We start from the raw sequence: 18,336 nt of genomic DNA on the forward strand, positions 1-18,336 counted from the left end.
CGATCTCGCGCCCGTCCGGGCCGCGCCGTCAGGGCAGCTCGATCCGCACCAGACGGTCGTCCCCGTCGCGCGGCGACCCGCGCCCGTCGGTGTTCTGGGTCAGGATCCACAGGGCTCCGTCCGGGCCGAGGTGGACGTCCCGCAACCGGCCGAGCTCACCGACCTGCGCGTCCACCGGATCGGCGAAGCTGTCCGGCAGGAGACCCACGGCCCACAGGCGCTGACCGCGCAGTGCGGCGACGTACACCCCGGCGTCGGTCACCGCGATCCCGCTCGGTGAGGCGACATCCGTCGACCAGGTGACGACCGGGTCGACCATCCCCGCCACGCCACCGCGGCCCTCGACCACCGGCCAGCCGTAGTTGTTGCCCGGCTCGATCACATTGAGCTCGTCGTAGGTGTTCTGGCCGAGCTCGCTCGCCAGCATCCGGCCGTCCGGGTCCCAGCCCAGGCCCTGGACGTTGCGATGGCCGAGGCTCCACACCGGGCTGCCGGGGGTCGGGTTGCCGGGCGCCGGCGCACCCTCGGGCGTGACCCGCAGGATCTTCCCGGCGAGCGATCCGGGGTCTTGTGCGGCGTCAGGGGTCCCGGCGTCGCCGGTGCCGACGTAGAGCTGCCCGTCGGGTCCGAAGGCGATCCGCCCGCCGTTGTGGTTGCCCGCCGCGGGGATCCCCTGCAGAACGGGAACCAGCTCGCCCAGCGTGCCCGTCACGGCGTCGAGGACGGTGCGGACCACCTCGTTGCCCTGGTCCGTCGTGCGGTAGAGGTAGACCAGGCCGGTCTGCGCGACGTCGTCCGCGACGGCGACGCCGAGCAGGCCGCCCTCCCCGCCGTGGCGGGTCGTGGCGGCGAGCGCCTCGGCGCCCGGGCCGGTGAGCGGGGCGGCTCCGGCATCCGTGAGCAGCAGCACCTGCCCGGGATCCCGCAGGGTGACCAGGACAGCGCCGCCGGGCAGGAACGCCAGGGCCCACGGTGTGACCAGGCCGGTCACGACGTCCTGGGGCGTCGCGGTCGCTGCGGGGAGCTCCGGTCCGGCAGGGAACGGGGGTGCTGACGGCTCCGGCGCGACCGGGGGCGGGGGGCTGCTCGGGGCGGACGCCGGCGACGACGACGACGTCGCGGACGCGGGCTGCGGCTCAGCCGCGGTGCACGACGCCGTCAGGACGAGCGCGATCACCAGGCCACCGCGGCCGACCATCCGGCGGGCCGTCCGGCCCCACCTCGTCGATGAACCCTCGACCATGCGCGCGCTCCCGTCCCTGGCTCTCGCCCAGTCTCGTGCGGCGACCCCCGACCTGCCACCGGTGAGCGGGCAGGTAGACCGGTGAACGGCGGAGCGGAGCGGCGGACGGGAGCGGAGCGGCCTACCCTGGCCCGATGAGTGAGCAGATCCAGCCGTCCGGTGGCCCGCGTCGGGCCCTGCTGGTGGTGGACGTGCAGCCGACCTTCTGCGAGGGCGGCGCGCTGCCCGTCGCTGGCGGGACTGCGGTTGCCTACGCCATCGCCGACTTCGCTGCGACCCACCGGAGCCGCTACCAGCTCGTGGTCACGACGCAGGACTGGCACGAGGACCCTGGTCCGCACTTCGCCACGCCCCCTGCCGAGCCGGACTTCGTCGACACCTGGCCGCCGCACGGCGTCGCGGGAACCGCCGAGGCCGAGCTGCACCCTGCCCTGAACGACCTGTTCCCGGACGCGTGCGTCAAGAAGGGTCGGCACGAGGCCGCGTACTCGGGCTTCGAGGGGGTGGACGACGCGGGGCGGGACCTGGCGACGATCCTCGCGCGAGGCCGGATCGAGGCCGTCGACGTCGTGGGCATCGCCGAGTCGCACTGCGTCAAGGCCACGACCCTCGATGCGCTGCGGGCCGGGTTCACGGTGCGCGTGCTGACGGACCTGACCGTCCCGGTCACGGCTGAGCAGGGCGCTGCGGCGCGGGCCGAGATGGCCGCGGCCGGCGCCGAGCTGGCCACCGCAGAGTCCGTCTGAGGTGCAGAGTCCGTCTGAGGTGCACAGTCCGTCCGAGGTCACAGTCCGTCCGAGATCGCACAGGCCGCCTGAGGTCGCACGGTCCGTCTGAGGTCAGCGAACCAGACCGCTCAGGCGCTGCAGCTCGGCGTAGCTGCCGCCTCCCGCCATGAGCTCGGCGTGCGACCCGATCTCCTCGATGCGGCCGGAACGCATCACCGCGATCCGGTGCGCGCCGCGGATCGTCGACAGCCGGTGCGCGACGACGAACGTCGTCCGGCCCCGCATCAGGCGCGCGAGCGCCTCCTGGACGAGGCGCTCCGATGCGGTGTCCAGGGCCGACGTCGCCTCGTCGAGCACCAGGACCCGGGGGTCACGGACCAGGGCCCGGGCGATCGCGAGCCGCTGGCGCTGGCCACCCGAGAGCCGCGCGCCGCGCTCGCCGATCATCGCGTCGAGCCCGCCCATCTGCTCGACGAACTCCTGCGCGTTGGCGTCGCGCAGTGCCCGCCGGACGGTCTCGTCGGACAGCTCGGCGTTGCCGTAGGTCACGTTGTCACGCACCGTGCCCTCGAAGAGCAGCGACTCCTGCGGCACGACGGCGAGGAAACGACGGTAGGTGCGCAGGTCGATCCCGGCCAGGTCCCGCCCGTCGAGGCGCACGTGCCCCGCCTGTGGCGCAAGGAAGCCGATGACCATGTTGAGCAGGGTGGACTTGCCCGACCCGGACGGGCCGATGAGCGCGATCGTCTCCCCCGGCGTCACGTGCAGGGTCAGGTCCGCGATGGCCGGCTCGGTCGGCGCATCGGCGTAGGCGAAGGTCACGTGGTCGAACTCGATCGCGCCGGCGACCGACGGGACCGCCGTCTTGCCCGCGTTGGACTCGATGTCGGGCTCACTGAGCACCTCGCCCATCGACCGGATCGACTCGAGCCCCTTGCTGACGGCAGGCGCTAGGGTCATCAGCGCGGTGACCGCTCCGGTCAGGGTCACGAAGTAGCTCGAGAGCATCACGACGTCGCCTGCGGAGACCGCGAACGTCCCGGTCCAGGCGACCCAGGCGGCACCGACGAGGCAGCCGACGGAGAGGAGCTGAAAGGTGATCCAGGCCAGCGCGCCGAACCGTCCGTTGACGACGTCGAGCCGGATCCCGGCCTCGCGGACGCCGACGAGCGTCGCGTCGACCCGGTCCAGCTCGATGCGTTCGAGGGCGTGCGCCCGAGTGATCGGGATCAGGTGCGTCATCTCGCTGACCCGCGCCGACATCCGCTCGACCTCGGTCCGGAAGACCGCGTTGTGGGCCTGGATGCGCCGGCGCATCGCGGCGACGAGCGCCGCCGCCGCCGGGACGGTCAGGGCGAACACCGGCAGGAACTCCGGGACCCGGACCGCGGTCAGGACCAGGGCGCCGATGAGCGTCGTCACGGCTGCCATCCCGGTGTCGAAGGTCTGCCGGGTGCTCTCGACCACGTTCTCGACGTCGCGCACGATCTTCGCCTGCAGGACGCCGGCGCTGACCCGCCGGTGGTAGCCGATCGACAGCTCCTGGAGCCGACGGCACAGGGCCATCCGAAGGCCCGTCTCGACCGTCCGGATCGCCACGCTGAGCTGGCGGATGTAGAGCGTCGCGAGGGGCAGGTTCTGCGCGATGAACAGGCCCATCAGCGCACCGACGGTCCACAGCTCCCGTAGCGGCCGGTGCTCGACGACGATGTCGATCACGTCGGCCGTGAGCACCGGCATGACCCAGACCGGCGAGTGCTTGACCGCGAACGCGACGGCGGCGAGACCGAGCCGCCAGCGCTGCCCGGAGTACAGCCGCACAAGGGTGCGCAGCGGTCGCTCGGCCTGGTAGGTGTCCTCCAGCGGTGTGCCCGTCACAGGAGGATCGTAACGATTCGAAGACGGCGACGGCACGCCGTCCCGCACCCGGCGCGTCGACGCACGGGCACGGGGCCGCGGCTCAGGGTCTGCGGGCGGCGAGCGCCGCCGCGTAGAGCTCACGCTTGGCGACCCCGGTCGCCTCGGCGACGGCCGTGACCGCATCCTTGAGCCGCTCCCCGGAGTCTGCGCGGGCGAGCACCTCCACGACCAGGTCGGGCATGCTCGCCTCCTTCCCGGGTGCACCGGCCACGACGATCGCGATCTCACCGCGGACCTCGCCCGACGCCCAGGTGGCGAGCTCGTCGAGCCCGCCCCGCACGACCTCTTCGTAGGTCTTGGTCAGCTCACGGCAGACGGCGGCCGGGCGGTCCGCGCCGAAGGCACGGGCCATCGCCGCCAGCGTCGCCGCGAGCCGGTGCGGCGCCTCGAAGAAGACCATCGTGCGACGCTCCCGCGCGAGGTCGGCGAAGACCGTCGCCCGCTCGCCGGCCTTGCGGGGCGGGAAGCCCTCGAAGCAGAACCTGTCGGTGGCCAGCCCCGAGACGGCGAGCGCGGCGAGCACGGCGCTGGGCCCGGGCGCCGTGGTCACCGGCAGCCCGGCCTCGACAGCCGCCCTGACCAGCAGGAAGCCCGGGTCGGAGACCGTGGGCATGCCGGCGTCCGACACGACCAGGACGGTGCCCCCGGCCCGCACGACCTCGAGCAGGTCGGCCACCCGCGCGGCCTCGTTGTGCTCGTGGTGGCTCACGACCCGGCCGGTCGTGCGGACACCCAGGCGCTGGAGGAGACCGCCCAGCCGACGGGTGTCCTCCGCAGCGACGACGTCGGCCGTCGCCAGCAGGTGACGCAGCCGCGGCGAGGCGTCCTCGGTGTTGCCGATCGGCGTGGCCGCCAGGACGATCCGCCCGGTGCTCATGGCCGCCAGGCTAGGCCACCTACGATGACCCGCGTGACGACCATCGCGGCGGACCGGCGCCGAGGCACACCTGCCCGTACCCGTCTGGCCGGCTGGCTCGGGGCGCTCGGGGTGACCGGCCTTGCCGCGGCGCTGCGGCTGCCCGGACTCGACCGGATCCCCACGCTGGTCTTCGACGAGACGTACTACGTGAAGGACGCCTGGACGCTGCTGCGCCTCGGCTACGAGGCTGCCTGGGGCGACGACCCCAACCCGGCCTTCGAGGCCGGCGACGTCGACGGCTACTCCGATCGGGCGAGCTACGTGGTCCACCCGCCCGTCGGCAAGCACCTGGTCGGGCTCGGGATGCGGCTGCTCGGCGCCCAGGACCCGGTGGGCTGGCGGCTCGGCGCGGCGCTGGCCGGGATCGTGTCGGTGCTGCTGCTGACCCGGATCGCACGCCGCCTGTTCGCCTCGACCTCGCTCGGCCTGGTCGCCGGCCTGCTGCTCGCCGTCGACGGCTCAGCCATCGTGCACTCCCGCACCTCACTGCTCGACGGCTTCCTGATGATGTTCGTCCTGGCGGCCTTCGGGGCGCTGCTCATCGACCGCGACCGGGCCAGGCAGCGGATGCTCGGGTCCACCGCCCCACCACGCGCCCCGGGGCGCTGGGGACCCGGCCTCGGGCTGCGGCCGTGGCGACTCGCCGCCGGCGTGCTGCTCGGCCTGGCGGTGGGTACCAAGTGGTCCGGGCTGTGGTTCCTGGCAGCGTTCGGTCTGCTCACCGTCGGCTGGGACGCCTCGACCCGCTACCGGGCCGGGGTGCGCCGCTGGTGGCAGGCGGCGCTGCTCCGCGACGCCGGGCCGGCCTTCGTCAGCCTGGTGCCGGTCGCCGCGCTGACCTACCTGGCCAGCTGGTTCTCCTGGTTCCGCTCACCGGACGCCTACGACCGCAGCTGGGCGCAGGCCCATCCCGGGCAGGGCGTCACCTGGCTGCCCGACGCGCTGCGATCGCTCGTGCGGTTCCACCAGGAGATGTGGGACTTCCACACGGGCCTCACCGACGACCACTCCTACGCCTCGCACCCGATCACCTGGATCGTGCAGTGGCGTCCGACGGCGTTCTTCTACGTCTCACCCGAGCCGGCTCAGCAGATCTGCGGCGCCGACCGCTGCTCGCAGACCGTCACCTCGCTCGGCAACCCCGTGCTGTGGCTGCTCGCGGCGTTCGCCGTCCTGGCCTGCCTCTGGTGGGCGGTCCGCCGGCGCGACGGCGTCGCAGCGGCGGTGCTCACCGGGATCGCGGCCGGCTGGCTGCCGTGGTTCGCGTTCCCGCAACGCACGATCTTCGCGTTCTACGCTGTCGCGTTCCTGCCCTGGCTGGTGCTGGCCGTCACCTGGTCGGGCGCGCGGCTGCTCGCCTGGGGTGACGCGGACGAGGCACGCCGCCGCATCGTCCGGACGGTCGTCGTCGTCGTGGCCGTGGCCGTGCTCGCGACGTCCTGGTACTTCTACCCGCTGTGGACCGGCCAGGTCACGACGTTCCGCACCTGGCAGCTGCACCAGTGGCTGCCGAGCTGGGTCTGAGCCGGCCGGTCACCAGCTGACCTCCGGCGCGCGGTACCAGGTGAGCCCGGACTCGTCCCAGCGCTCGGCATGCGCCGGCAGCCGCCGGGCGAAGCTGTCCCAGTCCCGCCGGTGCGGGGCGGACCAGGCCACCTCGGCCACCGCTGCGAGCCGCGGCAGCAGGAGCACGAACAGGTCGTCGACCGTCCGGACCGTCTCGGTCCACAGGGCGGCCTCGACGCCGAGGACCTGGCCGGCCGGCACGCCCGGCAGCACGTCGAGCGGCTCCCACTCGTAGCTCTCGCGCAGGCTGAGGGTCCCGGCCCACTCGGTGCCGATCGGCGTCGACGCGTCGTACCGCAGGTCGAGGTACGTCCGGGTGGCGGGTGACAGCAGGACCCGCGCACCGGCGGCAGCGGCGGCCACGACGGCCGCACCGCCGGAACGTTCGTCCCAGTACTGCACGACGACGTCCCGGACCCACCACGGGGCAGGCCGTCCGTCCCCCGGGACCAGGACGCCGGTGATCTCCTGCCAGCCGACGACCGCCTTGCCCGCGAGCCGGACCTCCTGGGCGGCGAGGGTCATCAGGGCCTCGTACTCCGCCGGCTCCATGGTCAGCACCTCGTCGCCCCCGATGTGCACGAAGCCACCCGGTGTCATCCGGGCCACGTCGCCCAGGACGTCCCGGATGAACGGCGCCGTCGCGGGCAGGTCGACGTGGAGCCGACTGAATCCGACGTCGACCCCGGTGTACGCCGGCGCAGGCTCCCCGGACGGCGTCAGCTCGCCACATGCGTGCAGGGCCGCGTTGACGTGGCCCGGGAGGTCGATCTCGGGGACCACTGTGATGTACCGCGCGGCGGCATAGGTGAGGATCTCGGCGAAGTCCTGCTCGGTGTAGAAGCCGCCCGGGTCCCCGTCGACCGCCGTCAGGCCGGAGACGTCCGTCAGGGCGGGGCGCGACGCGATCCGCAGCCGCCACCCCTGGTCGTCGGTCAGGTGCAGGTGCAGGACGTTGAGCTTGAACGTGGCCATCACGTTCAGGACGGACTTGACGTCGTCGACACCGAAGAAGTGCCGCGCGACGTCGAGGCTCAGGCCCCGCCATGCGAAGCGTGGGTGGTCGACGACGAGGACCGGCGAGAAGTCGAACATCGCTTCGCCGGTACCCGGTCGGGCGAGGTGCTGCAGGGAGTGGATGCCGCGCAGCAGCCCGGCACCGCCCAGGGCCGTCACGACGGCGCGCTCGGCGCTGACCTCGAGCCGGTAGGCCTCCGCGGCGAGCTCCGGGTCCAGGTCCGCGGGCACCGGGAGGTCTGCATACCGGGAGGTGATGCGCAGCACGATCGCGCCGGGTGAGCCGTCGTCGTCCTGGACCACCGCGACCGGGAAGCCGCAGCGTCGCCCGATCCGGTTGGCGACGAGCACGGCCGCCGCGACGGCCTCGGACTGCCGACCGGTCACGACCCGGATGCCCGCGACGGCCGCGAACGGCGCGCCCGGGCGCGGCTCGACCGTCAGGGGGGCCGGGATGATCGGGAGGATCGGGACGTCAGCGGTCACTGCGGGCCCAGCGCCTGGCCCTCGGCCGCGGACGGTGCACCCGGTGTCTCCTTGAGCTCGACGAAGAGCGCGTGGGTCGGGCTCTCGCCGACGTTCTCGCCGGCGTGCTGCTGCGCCGGCAGCCACATCGCCTTGCCCGCGGACAGCTCGACGTCCCGGTAGCCGGAGCCGGCGTGCAGGCGGCGGGCGAAGGAGCTCATCGTGATCATCACCGAGTCGGGGTGCTGGTGCGGCGTGGTGCGGTCACCGGGGACGTCGGTGTACTCCAGGACACGGACCCGGTCGTTCTCGAAGACGATGCGGTAGTGGTCGGGGTTGCTGGACACGGGGTCGAGGCTCATGTCGCGAGTCTGTTGCACCGGAGGCCACCTGTCACCCCTGGTGCGGCAGACCCGGCCGGACCGCTCCGACGTCCGGCGACCGGTGCGACGGCGGCCCGTGGGTTGCCGTGAGGGCGAGGCCCCGGTCCGGCGCAGCGGCGGCGGTCGATCCACGGCCCCGGGCGCGCGGCGGCGCATCCACGCTCGCGCGGTAGCGGTAGGTCGTGCCCTCGTCCTGGACCACGAAGGTGCCGACACCGCTCCGGGTCCAGTGCAGGACGAGCAGCCCGTAGCGTTCGGCGATCTTCGCCAGGGTGGCGAACTCGGGGACGTCCACCACCGGACGTCCGGCGGGGGTGACCATGGGCTGGACGACGACGATCATGGAGCCGTAGCGGTTCCGGATCTCGGCGTCCTCGCCGGGCAGCGACATCCGGCGCAGCGCGACGATCAGAGCCGCGGCCACGAGCAACGACCCCAGGGCCAGCCACCCGGAGACGGCCCGACCCGTCGCGACCGAGATCGAGACGTTCCCGAAGGCGATCGATCGGGGCGTCTCGGCGACCCGATCGACGACCGCGGCATCCACCACCGTCAGCGCCGAGGCGTCGCCGACCAGCCGGAGCTGGAGGTCGGACAGCAGCAGGTGCAGGGCGGGCGCGAACGCCGGCAGGTCGCCGGACTGCACCGAGGCCACGACGTCGACGGTGACCTGGTCGGCCGGCATCCCGGTGGCCAGGGCCGCGGCCTGCGCCCGGGCCTCGAGGGCGACCAGGTCCAGCCTGACCGCCAGCTCCGCCTGGTCGTCGGCGACGTCGACCGGACCAGTGAGCGGAACGGTGGACCGCCACCCGCCGGCTGTGGACAGCTCCGCGTCCACGGTGATCTGGCCCGAGGGTCCTCGGTAGGCGAGCTGGACGTCGACGGTGTCGGCCAGCGTGCGGAACACCGGGCTGGGAGACGTCACGGTCGTGCCGTCGTAGGCCGCCGACGGCGGGACCGACGCCGTGTAGGAGAACGTCATCGTCCGGCCCGTCGGCTCCTGGCCGACCGTCGGCTCGGTCAGCGGACCGGTCCATGCCAGGGCGCCGAGCGCGAGGCCGAGCACGCCGAGGACACCGGTGCCGGCCGCGGCGGTCCGCATCCACGGGGGTGCGGCGGCCAAGGTCGGCATCGTCGTGTGGCTGGTGCTGCTCGGACGGCTCGGTCGGCTGATGCTGTGCCGAGCCGCGCCCCTGGCCCGTCGTCGATGCCGCGTGTGCGCGGCGGTCCCGCCGCCGGCCACCAGCGCGAAGGCGACCACACCGAGCCCCACGGGGCCGGTCACCCGCTCGAGCCAGGTGCCGCCCTGCGGCACCCGCACGACGAGCGCGCCGATGAGGTCGGTCGCGGTGGGCTGCTCCGGGTCGAGCCAGGAGTTGTTGTCACCCTGGAACGTGTAGCGACCGTCCTCGACGGCGACGATGCGGTGCATGACGACTGAGTTGAGCAGGTCGCTCCGGTAGGCCACCACGTCGCCGACGGAGTAGTCGCCACCGGCCCGGACGACCGCCAGGTCACCGGTGTGGAACCGCGGCTCCATGCTCGCTCCGCGCGTGATGACGTAGGAGGTGGAACCGCCGACCGACGGCGGGGCGAGCAGGACGACGAGCAGGCCGGTGAGGGCGATCAGCAGCACCACGCGACGCTTCACGACACCTCCCCTCGGTCACGGACGGGGCGCCGCGGGTGGCGACGCCTCGTCCTCGCGTGCCGGCTAGATCGTCGTGACCGTCAGGGCGATCGATGTGATCGTGGAGATGACGAGCGACGGGGTCAGGCACGTGATCGTCAGGGCGACAGACGTGTCACACGTGATCTGGGTCTGCGTGGGCCCGTTGACCGTCAGGATCGCCAGGTGCCCCGCGGAGACGTCCGGGGCCTCCGTGAAGACGATCTCCGACAGCATGCTGGCATCCAGCGGATCGACCACGTACTCGACGTTCGACACGGTGACGCCGGAGATCACGGCCGACTGGTAGCCGACGTTGGCGGCCTCGACGCCCGTGTTGTTGGCAGTGAGCGCGGAGCCGCCGGCGGCGACAAGGCCGGCGGCCGCGAGGGCGCCGAGAAGCTTGATGGATGTGCGCACGAGCTGAACTCCCTCTTCGGTAGCCCGGCTGACCGCGTGGGTCCCGTGGCTTTGCGTCCCCGCCTCGCGACGGATTTGCCCTTGTCGACGAGCGGAGTGCTCGGCGTGTCTCCCCTATCGGCGGGGACAGCGCAACTCTGAGAAGTCCAACCCGTGAGATGAGCACCGACGCGCGAGCGCACCATCGACAGCACCAGGGACTGCCGACCCCGACAACGCACACAGGCCGGACCCTGAGGGTCCGGCCTGTTGCCGATGTCCTGCGACATCACATGGTGGAGCTGAGGGGATTCGAACCCCTGACCTTCTCATTGCGAACGAGACGCGCTACCAACTGCGCCACAGCCCCAGAGCGGATAAAGATTAGCACCCGACGGTCGCTGCCTGGTGCCTACCTGGTGCCTACCTGGTGCCTACCGGGCGCGTGCCTGGTGCCCACCAGACACCGCCTGTCACGTGCGGAGTGCGCTCACTCGCCCGCTGCGCGCCGTCGGGCCAGGATCGCGTCGAGGCTCAGGCCACCGGTGCTCGGAGCCGTGCCGCGGCCGTCGGACCGGGATCCGTCCACGGCCTGCTCGTCGTCGGCCGAACCTGCGACGGTTACGACGGTGGTCGCGGCGGACTGCGACCAGTCGTCGAGGACCAGCGGTGCCGGCTCGGCGCGGCGGGCGGCGGGCTTGAGCGTGTACGCGGGCCGTGGCACCGGAACCGGCGCCCAGGTCGAGGCCTCGGGCATGGCAGCGTCCGCGGTGGCCCCACCGCGGACCGAAGCAGTCGCACCCGTGTCCGACGATCCGTCGCCGGCACCCGTCGACGGCGCAGCGGCGCTGTCGGCCGCCACGGCAGGAACCCGTGCCATCACCTCGGTCGTCGCATCGGACGGGTGCACGGCCCGGCCGGTGACCGAGGGCGTGCGCCCACCGGTCGAGGTCCGCCGGCTCGAGCCCGGCAGGGGTACCCGGTGCTCTGCACCGGCCGCCCAGGCCGCGTCGGCGCGCGCCCCGGCGAGCACGGCCCGGCGGCCGAGGCCCAGGACGGCGACGAGCAGCACCGACGGGGTCGCGCCCAGGGCGAGGCCTGCACCGATCGTGCCGACTGCGGTCCAGCCGCCGGCGACGGCGACCAGGAGCACCACGGTGAGCACGGCACGACGTCGGGCTGCGGCTCGCCGCCGGGCGAGGTGGGCGGCGCGCCGGGCGTGCTCGGCCGCGGTGCGGCGGGCAGCGTCGGCGTAGATCCGGTCCCGGGTGGCGTGCGGTCGGTCCATGGACCCGTCTCCTCGTCGTGCGCCCTCTCGGGACGGGTGCAGCTGCACCTGTCCCGGCCGCGCGGCCATCTGCCGCGCGGCATCCGTACCCTGCTCGGCGGTCGTGGCCACCCGCAGCACCCGCAGGCGCTCCGAGAATCGGTCATCCGTCCGCGACTCGAGCAGCTGCTGGCGGAACCGCAGCCGGTGCGGCACCAGGTACGCGATCCACAGACCGGCCATGGCGAGCACCACGAAGCCGGCCTGGTTCCTCACGTCACGACGGTAGGTGAGCCGGGCGCACCTCGACAGGAGCCGGCGCGGCGTGTCGAGGCCTGAACTACACCGGTGTCGTTCTCAGGCTCCGCCGGCGTCGTTCTCAGGCACCGCCGGCGGTCCGCCACCGGGCGAGGAGACCGTCCGGCACCTCCTCCGAGGTGATCGCGAACGTCCGGTGGTCGCACCACGAGCCCTGGATGTGCAGGTAGCGCTCGCGCAGACCCTCGTCGCGGAGCCCGAGCTTGGCCACGACGCGCACGCTCGCGGCGTTCTCCGGCCGGATGTTGATCTCCACCCGGTGCAGGCCGACCGGGCCGAAGCAGTGGTCGATCGCCATCGCGACCGCCGTCGGCGCCAGGCCGCGGCCCGCGACGTGCTCGCTGACCCAGTAGCCGATGCTCCCCGAGCACAACGAGCCGCGGACGATGGTGGCGACGGTCAGCTGGCCGACCAGCTCGCCGCGGTACTGGATCACCAGGGGCAGCGCCGTACCCGCGCGGGCCTGGCTCGACATCTGGCGGACGAACTCCGCGAAGGTCGGGGCGGGCCCGGTGACGGCCTCCGGCGACGTCGCCTCCCACGGCTCGAGCCAGGCGGCGTTGCTCGCGCGCGCCGCGAGCCAGGCGCGGGCGTCACGGCGGCGCAACGGCCGGAGCACGACGTCACCCTCGGTCAGGACAACCGGCCACCCCTTGGCCATGTCAGACGACCTCGAGGACGAGGCAGACGAGCGGGTCGCCCACCCGGACCAGTGTGGTGTCCTCGCCGACGACGGCGAGCGCGTTGGCGCCGGCCAGTGCAGACAACGACACCGTCGACGGGTCGCCGACCGGTGTCACGAGGTAGCCCTCCGTGGGCGAGCCGCTGACCGTGGCCGGCACGAACTGACGCCGCCCCGCGGGCGAGGCCCAGGGGGTCGTGACCGCGGCCCGCACCGACGGCCGGAAGAGATCGGTGTGACCCGCCATCGCACGCAGGGCCGGCCGGACGAAGACCTCGAAGGACACGATCGCAGCGACGGGGTGACCGGGGAGCGCGAAGACCGGGATACCACCGGGTCGGTCGACGCCCGCGCCGGCCGCCGTCGGTCCGGGGGCGCTGCCCAGACCGGTGGCGTGCGCGCTGCCCTGGCCGTGCAGGCCGCCGCGGTCCGCCACGTCGTCGTCCTGGCGCACCGTCCCGAAGCCCTGCCGACGACCCGGAGTCATCGCGATCTGGTCGAAGCGCACGCTCCCGAGCGGGGCGAGCACGTCGGTCACGGTGTCCCACGGTCCGGCGCTCAGGCCGCCGGTCAGGACGAGCAGGTCGGCGCGGACGAGCTGGTCGGCCAGGATCTCGCGCAGCGCGGCGCGGTCGTCACCGACCGGCCCGACCCGTACGGCTGCGGCGCCGGTGTCCTTGACCGCAGCGGCCAGGGCGTGACCGTCGGCATCGAAGACCCCGCCGTCAGCACGTCGGCGACCCGGCTCGACGAGCTCGTCGCCGACCGAGACCACCACGACGCGCGGCGCCGGGTGCACCCGCAACCGACCCCGCCCGATGGCAGCGGCGAGCGCGAGGTGCCGGGCGCCGAGCCGGATCCCCGAGCGCAGCACCACCGAGCCGGCCGTGGCGTCCTGGGCCACCGGCCGCAGGTGCTCGCCCGGCTCCGCCCCGCCGTGCACCAGGACGCGCGCCCTTCCGCGGTCGGTCCGCTCCATCGGCACGACGGCGTCCGCGCCGTGCGGCAGGGGTGCCCCGGCCGCGACGAGGATCGCCGTCCCCGGCACGAGCCGCAGCGGACCCGCGGACGTGACCGGGGCGTCGTGCACGACCGGCAGCTGGACGTCGGGAGACCTGCCCGGACCGGGCAGCCCGACATCGGCCGCGAGCACGGCATAGCCGTCACAGCCGGCCACCGTCCACGACGGGACGTCGAACGGAGCCGTGACGTCCTCGGCCAGGATGCACCCGGCACTGTCGGCCAGGACGACGTCCAGAGGGGACACCGGGCGGGCCGCTGCGAGCACGGCGGTCAGGTGGTCGGAGACGGATCTCATAGGCCGCTCATCTTTGCAGCGTCGACACGTACTCGATCAGCCAGGCGCGCAGGTCAGGGCCGAGGTCCGGTCGGTCGACGGCGATCCGCACGACGGCCTTGAGGTAGTCGAGGCGGTCACCGGTGTCGTAGCGCCGGCCGCGGAAGACGATGCCGTGCACCCCGCCGCCCTGCTCCGCAGGCATCGTGGCGAGGGTGGCGAGGGCGTCGGTGAGCTGGATCTCGCCACCACGCCCGGGCGGGGTGCGCTCGAGCACGTCGAACACCGCCGGGTGCAGCACGTACCGGCCGATCACGGCCAGGTTGCTCGGCGCGTCGGCCGCATCGGGCTTCTCGACGAGCCCGGTCACCCTGACCTCGTCCGGCCAGCCGGCCGCGCCATCGGCCCCACCACCGGCCGCACCATCGGTGACCGGCTCGACAGCGGCGCAGCCGTACAGGTGGACCTGCTCGGGGTCGACCTCGAGCAAGGCGATCACCGACCCGCCGACCCGCTCCTGCAGGGCGATCATCTCGGTGAGCAGCGGATCCCGCGGGTCGATCAGGTCGTCACCCAGCAGCACGGCGAACGCCTCGGCCCCGACGTGGTGGCGCGCGCACAGGACGGCATGGCCCAGACCCTTCGGCTGGCCCTGCCGGACGAAGTGCACGTTCGCCATGTCGGACGAGTGCCGGACGAGGGCGAGGCGCTCCGTCTCGCCCTTGGCCTCGAGGATGGCCTCGAGCTCCGGGACGGTGTCGAAGTGGTCCGCCAGCGTGCGCTTGGAGCGACCGGTGATCATCAGCACGTCGAGGAGGCCTGCAGCGACGGCCTCTTCGACGACGTACTGGATGGCGGGCTTGTCCACGACCGGGAGCATCTCCTTGGGCGTGGACTTCGTGGCGGGCAGGAACCTGGTCCCGAGACCTGCTGCGGGGATCACGGCTTTGCGGATCGTCATGGCACGCAGGCTATCCGGCCCCGTCGTGCCGCGTCGCGGTGGGCACCCCACGGCCGCCGAACCGTCACTCCTGGTCCATCATCGATGGTTTCTTTGCGATGATGTGACCGTGACCAGCACAGCCCAGCCGTATCCCGCGTACCGTCCGGGCCTCGACCTGACGGACGTGAAGGAAGAGCTCAGGCGCGCGATCCGGTCCGAACGTGAGCGCATGACCGCCCGTGCGCGGGCCCGCGCGGCCGAGGACTTCGCCATGGTGGTCGGCGACCTCCCGCAGGTGCGCGCGGCGCGATGTGTCGCTGCGTACGTCGCACGGCCCAACGAGCCGGGTACCGTCCCGCTGCTCGAACGCCTCGCCGCGCGGGGCACCACGGTCCTGCTGCCGGTACTGGGCACCGGCCTGCAGCGCGACTGGGCGTGGTTCACCTCGGCGAGCGAGCTCGAGGTCCGGGCACCGGGCCGCCCACCGGAACCGGCGGGGCCGACCGTCGGCGCCGAGATGCTCGCCCAGGCCGACGCGATCATCGCACCGGCGCTCGCGGTCGACACGTCCGGCATGCGGCTGGGCCAGGGCGGCGGCTGGTACGACCGCGTCCTGGCGTACGCGCGCCCCGATGCGTGCGTGATCGCGATGGTCTTCCCGGACGAGGTGTACGACGCCGAGGTGCGGCCGCTGCCCCGTCAGGAGCACGACCAGCCGGTGGACATCGTGGCGACGCCGGCCGGCTGGCAGTGGGTGCGCAACCGCGGCGACGCGCCCTGCGTCACGGTCTGAGGTCGACCGGCCCACGGCTCGGGTCGGGGCTCACCTGCTGGCGGCCCACAGGCTCACGGCTCAGGGCTCACGGCTCAGGGCTCACGGCTCAGGGCTCAGGGCTCAGGGCTCAGGGTGAGCTCGCGGCTCGTCGCCTCCCGGACTGCCTGCGGCGAGTACGGCCACGGGAACGTCTCCCCCGCCGCCCACGCGGCGAACTGATCGGTGTAGTGCACGCTGCCGGGGTGCCCTGAGCTGCCGGTCTGGTTGACCCACGTGGAGGCGTCGAGGTCGGCGAGGTCGACCACCATCCGCATCGAGGCGGCCGCCGTGACGGCGAACGAGCCGCTCGCAGCGTCCCAGGACGTGGCGTTGACGATCGACGACCCGCCGGGCACGGGCAGCGGGCGCGGGTTGACGAGGCGGCGGACCGGCTCGGGGACCGTCGGCCCACCGAGGACCGGGTGCGTCGGCGCTGCGGTGTGCAGCCGTCCCCACTGCCACTCCTGCGCCTCCTTGCCGAGCTCGACCGTCAGCTCGAGGCGGGCGGTGGTCAACGAGCGCGACAGGATCTCGTCCCTGCTCTCGACGACGTTGACGGTCCGGCGGTCGTCCCACCAGGCGTTGTCGGGCTCCTCGAGCAGCCGCGTGACGACCTCGAGCCAGCGGCTGTCACCACTCGGCCACTGGTCCTCGGGCAGGTCGTCCCAGAAGGTCAGCTCGAGGATGTTGGCCCACACCGAGGAGAAGTACGCGGCAGCCGCTGAGTCGGCGCCCTGCACCTGGTCCCAGTCCCGGAGCAGGTCGACGCCTTCTGCGGCGAAGTCGTCCTCGACCGGGACCGCCAGCAGGGCCGGCAGGAGCGCGTCCGCATACGGGCTCCACGCGTCGTTCTGCAGCGCGCCGGTGAGCTCGACGTCGATCGGCGTGCCCGAGGCGATCTGCTCGTCGAGCACGTCACGGATGCGCTGCGACCGGTAGCCGTAGTCCCAGTCGGAGGTCAGGTACGGCCCGACGCCGGCCGACGTCACCGCCTGGTTGGCCGCGACGACGTACCCGACGGCCGGGTCGACGACGGCCGGCATCACCGCCGGGTCGACGAAGCCCTGCCAGTCGTAGCGGGAGTCCCAGCCCGGTCGGGGCCAGGTCCCGTCGGAGGGCACCGGTCCGTCCAGGACCCGCGCGCGCAGCGGGATCTGGCCCGGTGCCTGGTAGCCGATCTGACCGGCTGTGGTCGCGAAGACGATGTTCTGCGAGGGGACGGCGAACAGCGCGGCTGCCTCGGCGATGTCGGCGGCCTCGGAGGCCGTGGCGAAGGCGAACACCGCGTCGGCGGTCCGTCCTGGCTGCAGTGCTGTCCAGCCGAGCGCGACCTCGGTGACACCGTGGAACCCGTCGACGGTCGGCGACGACGCGACCCGGCCGATCTCCAGGACGTCGGAGACGATCGGGCCGTGCACCGTCGAGCGGATCTCGAGCTCGACCGGGTCACCGCCGGCCACCTCGATCGTCTCGGTGCGCACGTCCAGCGGCTCCTGGACGCCGTCGCGCAGGTAGGTACCGGTCTCCGGGTCGACGCGCTCGAGGAAGAAGTCGGTGACGTCGGCCCGGAGGCTCGTCAGCCCCCAGGCGAGGTCGGCGTTGTGGCCGATGATGACACCGGGGAAGCCCGCGAACGTGAAGCCGGAGACCTCGAACGGGCAGGCCGTGCCGACCTCGGTGCAGTACAGACCCATCTGCGTCCAGATCCCGGGGGCGGAGATCGCCAGGTGCGGGTCGTTGGCCAGGATCGGCAGCCCGGAGGCCGTGTGCTCGCCCGAGACGACCCACGAGTTGGAGCCCGTGCCGTCGCCCTCCCCGAGCAGGTGCGGTACGGCGTCGAGCGCCTCCTGGGCTGCCTCGACGGCGCGCTGCAGGTCCGGGCCGAGCAGCGTCCCGTCCGGCGCGCCCACCAGCGGCGCGGACGCCTCGGCCGCGACCGGGACCTCGCTGATGATCGGCAGGTTGGTCTCCTGCGGGTACCGCGGGAACAGCTCGTCGACCCGGCCGACGTCGCGGACCGTGGCGTACGTCAAGGCCCTGGAGAGCTCCTGGTCGTAGTTGCCCCGCAGGTCCCATGCCATCGCCTTGAGCCACGCGAGGGAGTCGATGGGGTCCCACTGCTCCGGCGGGCCGAGGTCCACCTGGAGACCCAGGACCGTGTACTCCACGCCGAGGGAGTCCAGGTCGTGGGTGTCGAGGTAGGCGTTGACGCCGTCGGCGTAGGCCGTCAGGTAGCTGCGCGTGTCCTCGTCGAGGAGCTCCCACTCGTCCGCGGCGACGTCGCGCCAGCCGAACGTGCGGATGACCTGGTCGGCGGCGAGCGCGTCGTCGTCGGCACCGACCAGCTCGGACAGCCGTCCGGCGGTGACGTGCCGCCGGTAGTCCATCTCGAAGAAGCGGTCCTGGGCGTGCACGTAGCCCTGCGCCCGGAAGAGGTCCTCGGCGTCGTCGGCGTAGATGCTCGGCACCCCCAGCGCGTCCCGCAGCACTGTGACGTCGGCGGTGAGGCCCGGCAGCTCGAGAGTGCCCGAGTGCTCGGGGAGCGGGCGGCGCACGACGGTCGCCGCGACGGCTGCGACCGCGACGAGCACGAGCACGACGACGGCGGCGACGCCGATCAGGTAGCGCAGTGCGCGACGACGGGGCACGCAGCGAGACTAACCGCCCGGAGCCGTCCGGGCCCGGTGCACGGGCGGTCGACCCGGA

The 18,336-nt window shown here is 73.2% G+C and carries 15 protein-coding genes, 1 tRNA gene and 1 riboswitch; of the genes, 3 read left to right on the forward strand and 13 right to left on the reverse strand.

Annotated elements, in window-relative coordinates; translation table 11 throughout:
* Window positions 1–28: 28 nt before the first annotated feature.
* Entirely contained in the window at window positions 29–1,243 is a 1,215-nt protein-coding gene (locus K415_RS0102035) for a sorbosone dehydrogenase family protein (RefSeq protein WP_231494798.1), read from the reverse strand.
* A 134-nt stretch (window positions 1,244–1,377) separates the two neighbouring features.
* On the opposite strand from K415_RS0102035, the gene K415_RS0102040 reads away from it, so the two are divergent.
* The gene (locus tag K415_RS0102040; RefSeq protein WP_024285447.1) at window positions 1,378–1,989 is read left to right on the forward strand and encodes an isochorismatase family protein; all 612 of its coding nucleotides are present in this window, start codon (window positions 1,378–1,380) and stop codon (window positions 1,987–1,989) included.
* 93 nt (window positions 1,990–2,082) lie between these two features.
* Here the strand turns inward: K415_RS0102040 and K415_RS0102045 are convergent, their stop codons facing one another.
* A complete protein-coding gene (locus K415_RS0102045) occupies window positions 2,083–3,849 on the reverse strand; it encodes an ABC transporter ATP-binding protein (RefSeq protein WP_024285448.1) in 1,767 nt (588 codons plus the stop codon).
* A gap of 82 nt (window positions 3,850–3,931) precedes the next feature.
* Window positions 3,932–4,768 (reverse strand): 16S rRNA (cytidine(1402)-2'-O)-methyltransferase, encoded by an 837-nt coding sequence (gene rsmI, locus K415_RS0102050; RefSeq protein ID WP_024285449.1) that lies wholly within the window; start codon window positions 4,766–4,768, stop codon window positions 3,932–3,934.
* 24 nt (window positions 4,769–4,792) lie between these two features.
* Here rsmI and K415_RS0102055 point away from each other — a divergent pair, with 24 nt between their 5' ends.
* Window positions 4,793–6,334, forward strand: coding sequence for a phospholipid carrier-dependent glycosyltransferase (locus K415_RS0102055; protein ID WP_081784840.1), 1,542 nt, complete (start codon window positions 4,793–4,795; stop codon window positions 6,332–6,334).
* Window positions 6,335–6,343: 9 nt separating this feature from the next.
* Here the strand turns inward: K415_RS0102055 and K415_RS0102060 are convergent, their stop codons facing one another.
* From K415_RS0102060 to K415_RS0102100, 9 genes are all read right to left on the reverse strand, one after another.
* Window positions 6,344–7,879: a family 20 glycosylhydrolase gene (locus K415_RS0102060; RefSeq protein ID WP_029662971.1), complete on the reverse strand. Its 1,536-nt coding sequence runs from the start codon at window positions 7,877–7,879 to the stop codon at window positions 6,344–6,346.
* A complete protein-coding gene (locus K415_RS0102065; protein WP_024285451.1) occupies window positions 7,876–8,220 on the reverse strand; it encodes a cupin domain-containing protein in 345 nt (114 codons plus the stop codon). Before K415_RS0102065 ends, K415_RS0102060 begins: the two co-directional genes overlap by 4 nt.
* A gap of 31 nt (window positions 8,221–8,251) precedes the next feature.
* Window positions 8,252–9,892 carry a signal peptidase I gene (locus K415_RS22440; RefSeq protein ID WP_024285452.1) on the reverse strand — a complete coding sequence of 547 codons (1,641 nt, stop codon included), beginning with the start codon at window positions 9,890–9,892 and terminating at the stop codon, window positions 8,252–8,254.
* A 63-nt stretch (window positions 9,893–9,955) separates the two neighbouring features.
* A complete protein-coding gene (locus tag K415_RS0102075) occupies window positions 9,956–10,330 on the reverse strand; it encodes a hypothetical protein (protein WP_024285453.1) in 375 nt (124 codons plus the stop codon).
* 15 nt (window positions 10,331–10,345) lie between these two features.
* Window positions 10,346–10,420: riboswitch (cyclic di-GMP riboswitch) on the reverse strand.
* Window positions 10,421–10,603: 183 nt separating this feature from the next.
* Window positions 10,604–10,679 (reverse strand) — tRNA-Ala (locus tag K415_RS0102080).
* 120 nt (window positions 10,680–10,799) lie between these two features.
* On the reverse strand, window positions 10,800–11,852 hold the full coding sequence (locus K415_RS0102085; RefSeq protein WP_024285454.1) for a hypothetical protein: 1,053 nt from the start codon (window positions 11,850–11,852) through the stop codon (window positions 10,800–10,802).
* Window positions 11,853–11,955: 103 nt separating this feature from the next.
* On the reverse strand, window positions 11,956–12,555 hold the full coding sequence (locus K415_RS0102090) for a GNAT family N-acetyltransferase (RefSeq protein WP_024285455.1): 600 nt from the start codon (window positions 12,553–12,555) through the stop codon (window positions 11,956–11,958).
* A gap of 1 nt (window position 12,556) precedes the next feature.
* Complete coding sequence (gene glp, locus K415_RS0102095) at window positions 12,557–13,894, reverse strand: gephyrin-like molybdotransferase Glp (RefSeq protein ID WP_024285456.1); 1,338 nt, start codon at window positions 13,892–13,894, stop codon at window positions 12,557–12,559.
* Window positions 13,895–13,901: 7 nt separating this feature from the next.
* Entirely contained in the window at window positions 13,902–14,834 is a 933-nt protein-coding gene (locus tag K415_RS0102100) for a UTP--glucose-1-phosphate uridylyltransferase (protein WP_024285457.1), read from the reverse strand.
* A 109-nt stretch (window positions 14,835–14,943) separates the two neighbouring features.
* Here K415_RS0102100 and K415_RS0102105 point away from each other — a divergent pair, with 109 nt between their 5' ends.
* Entirely contained in the window at window positions 14,944–15,609 is a 666-nt protein-coding gene (locus K415_RS0102105) for a 5-formyltetrahydrofolate cyclo-ligase (protein ID WP_024285458.1), read from the forward strand.
* 95 nt (window positions 15,610–15,704) lie between these two features.
* Here K415_RS0102105 and K415_RS0102110 read toward each other — a convergent pair whose 3' ends face one another.
* The gene (locus tag K415_RS0102110) at window positions 15,705–18,278 is read right to left on the reverse strand and encodes a penicillin acylase family protein (protein WP_024285459.1); all 2,574 of its coding nucleotides are present in this window, start codon (window positions 18,276–18,278) and stop codon (window positions 15,705–15,707) included.
* Between the last annotated feature and the right edge of the window lie 58 nt (window positions 18,279–18,336).

The sequence above is a fragment of the Cellulomonas sp. KRMCY2 genome, from assembly GCF_000526515.1.
In the GTDB taxonomy this organism is placed as follows: domain Bacteria; phylum Actinomycetota; class Actinomycetes; order Actinomycetales; family Cellulomonadaceae; genus Actinotalea.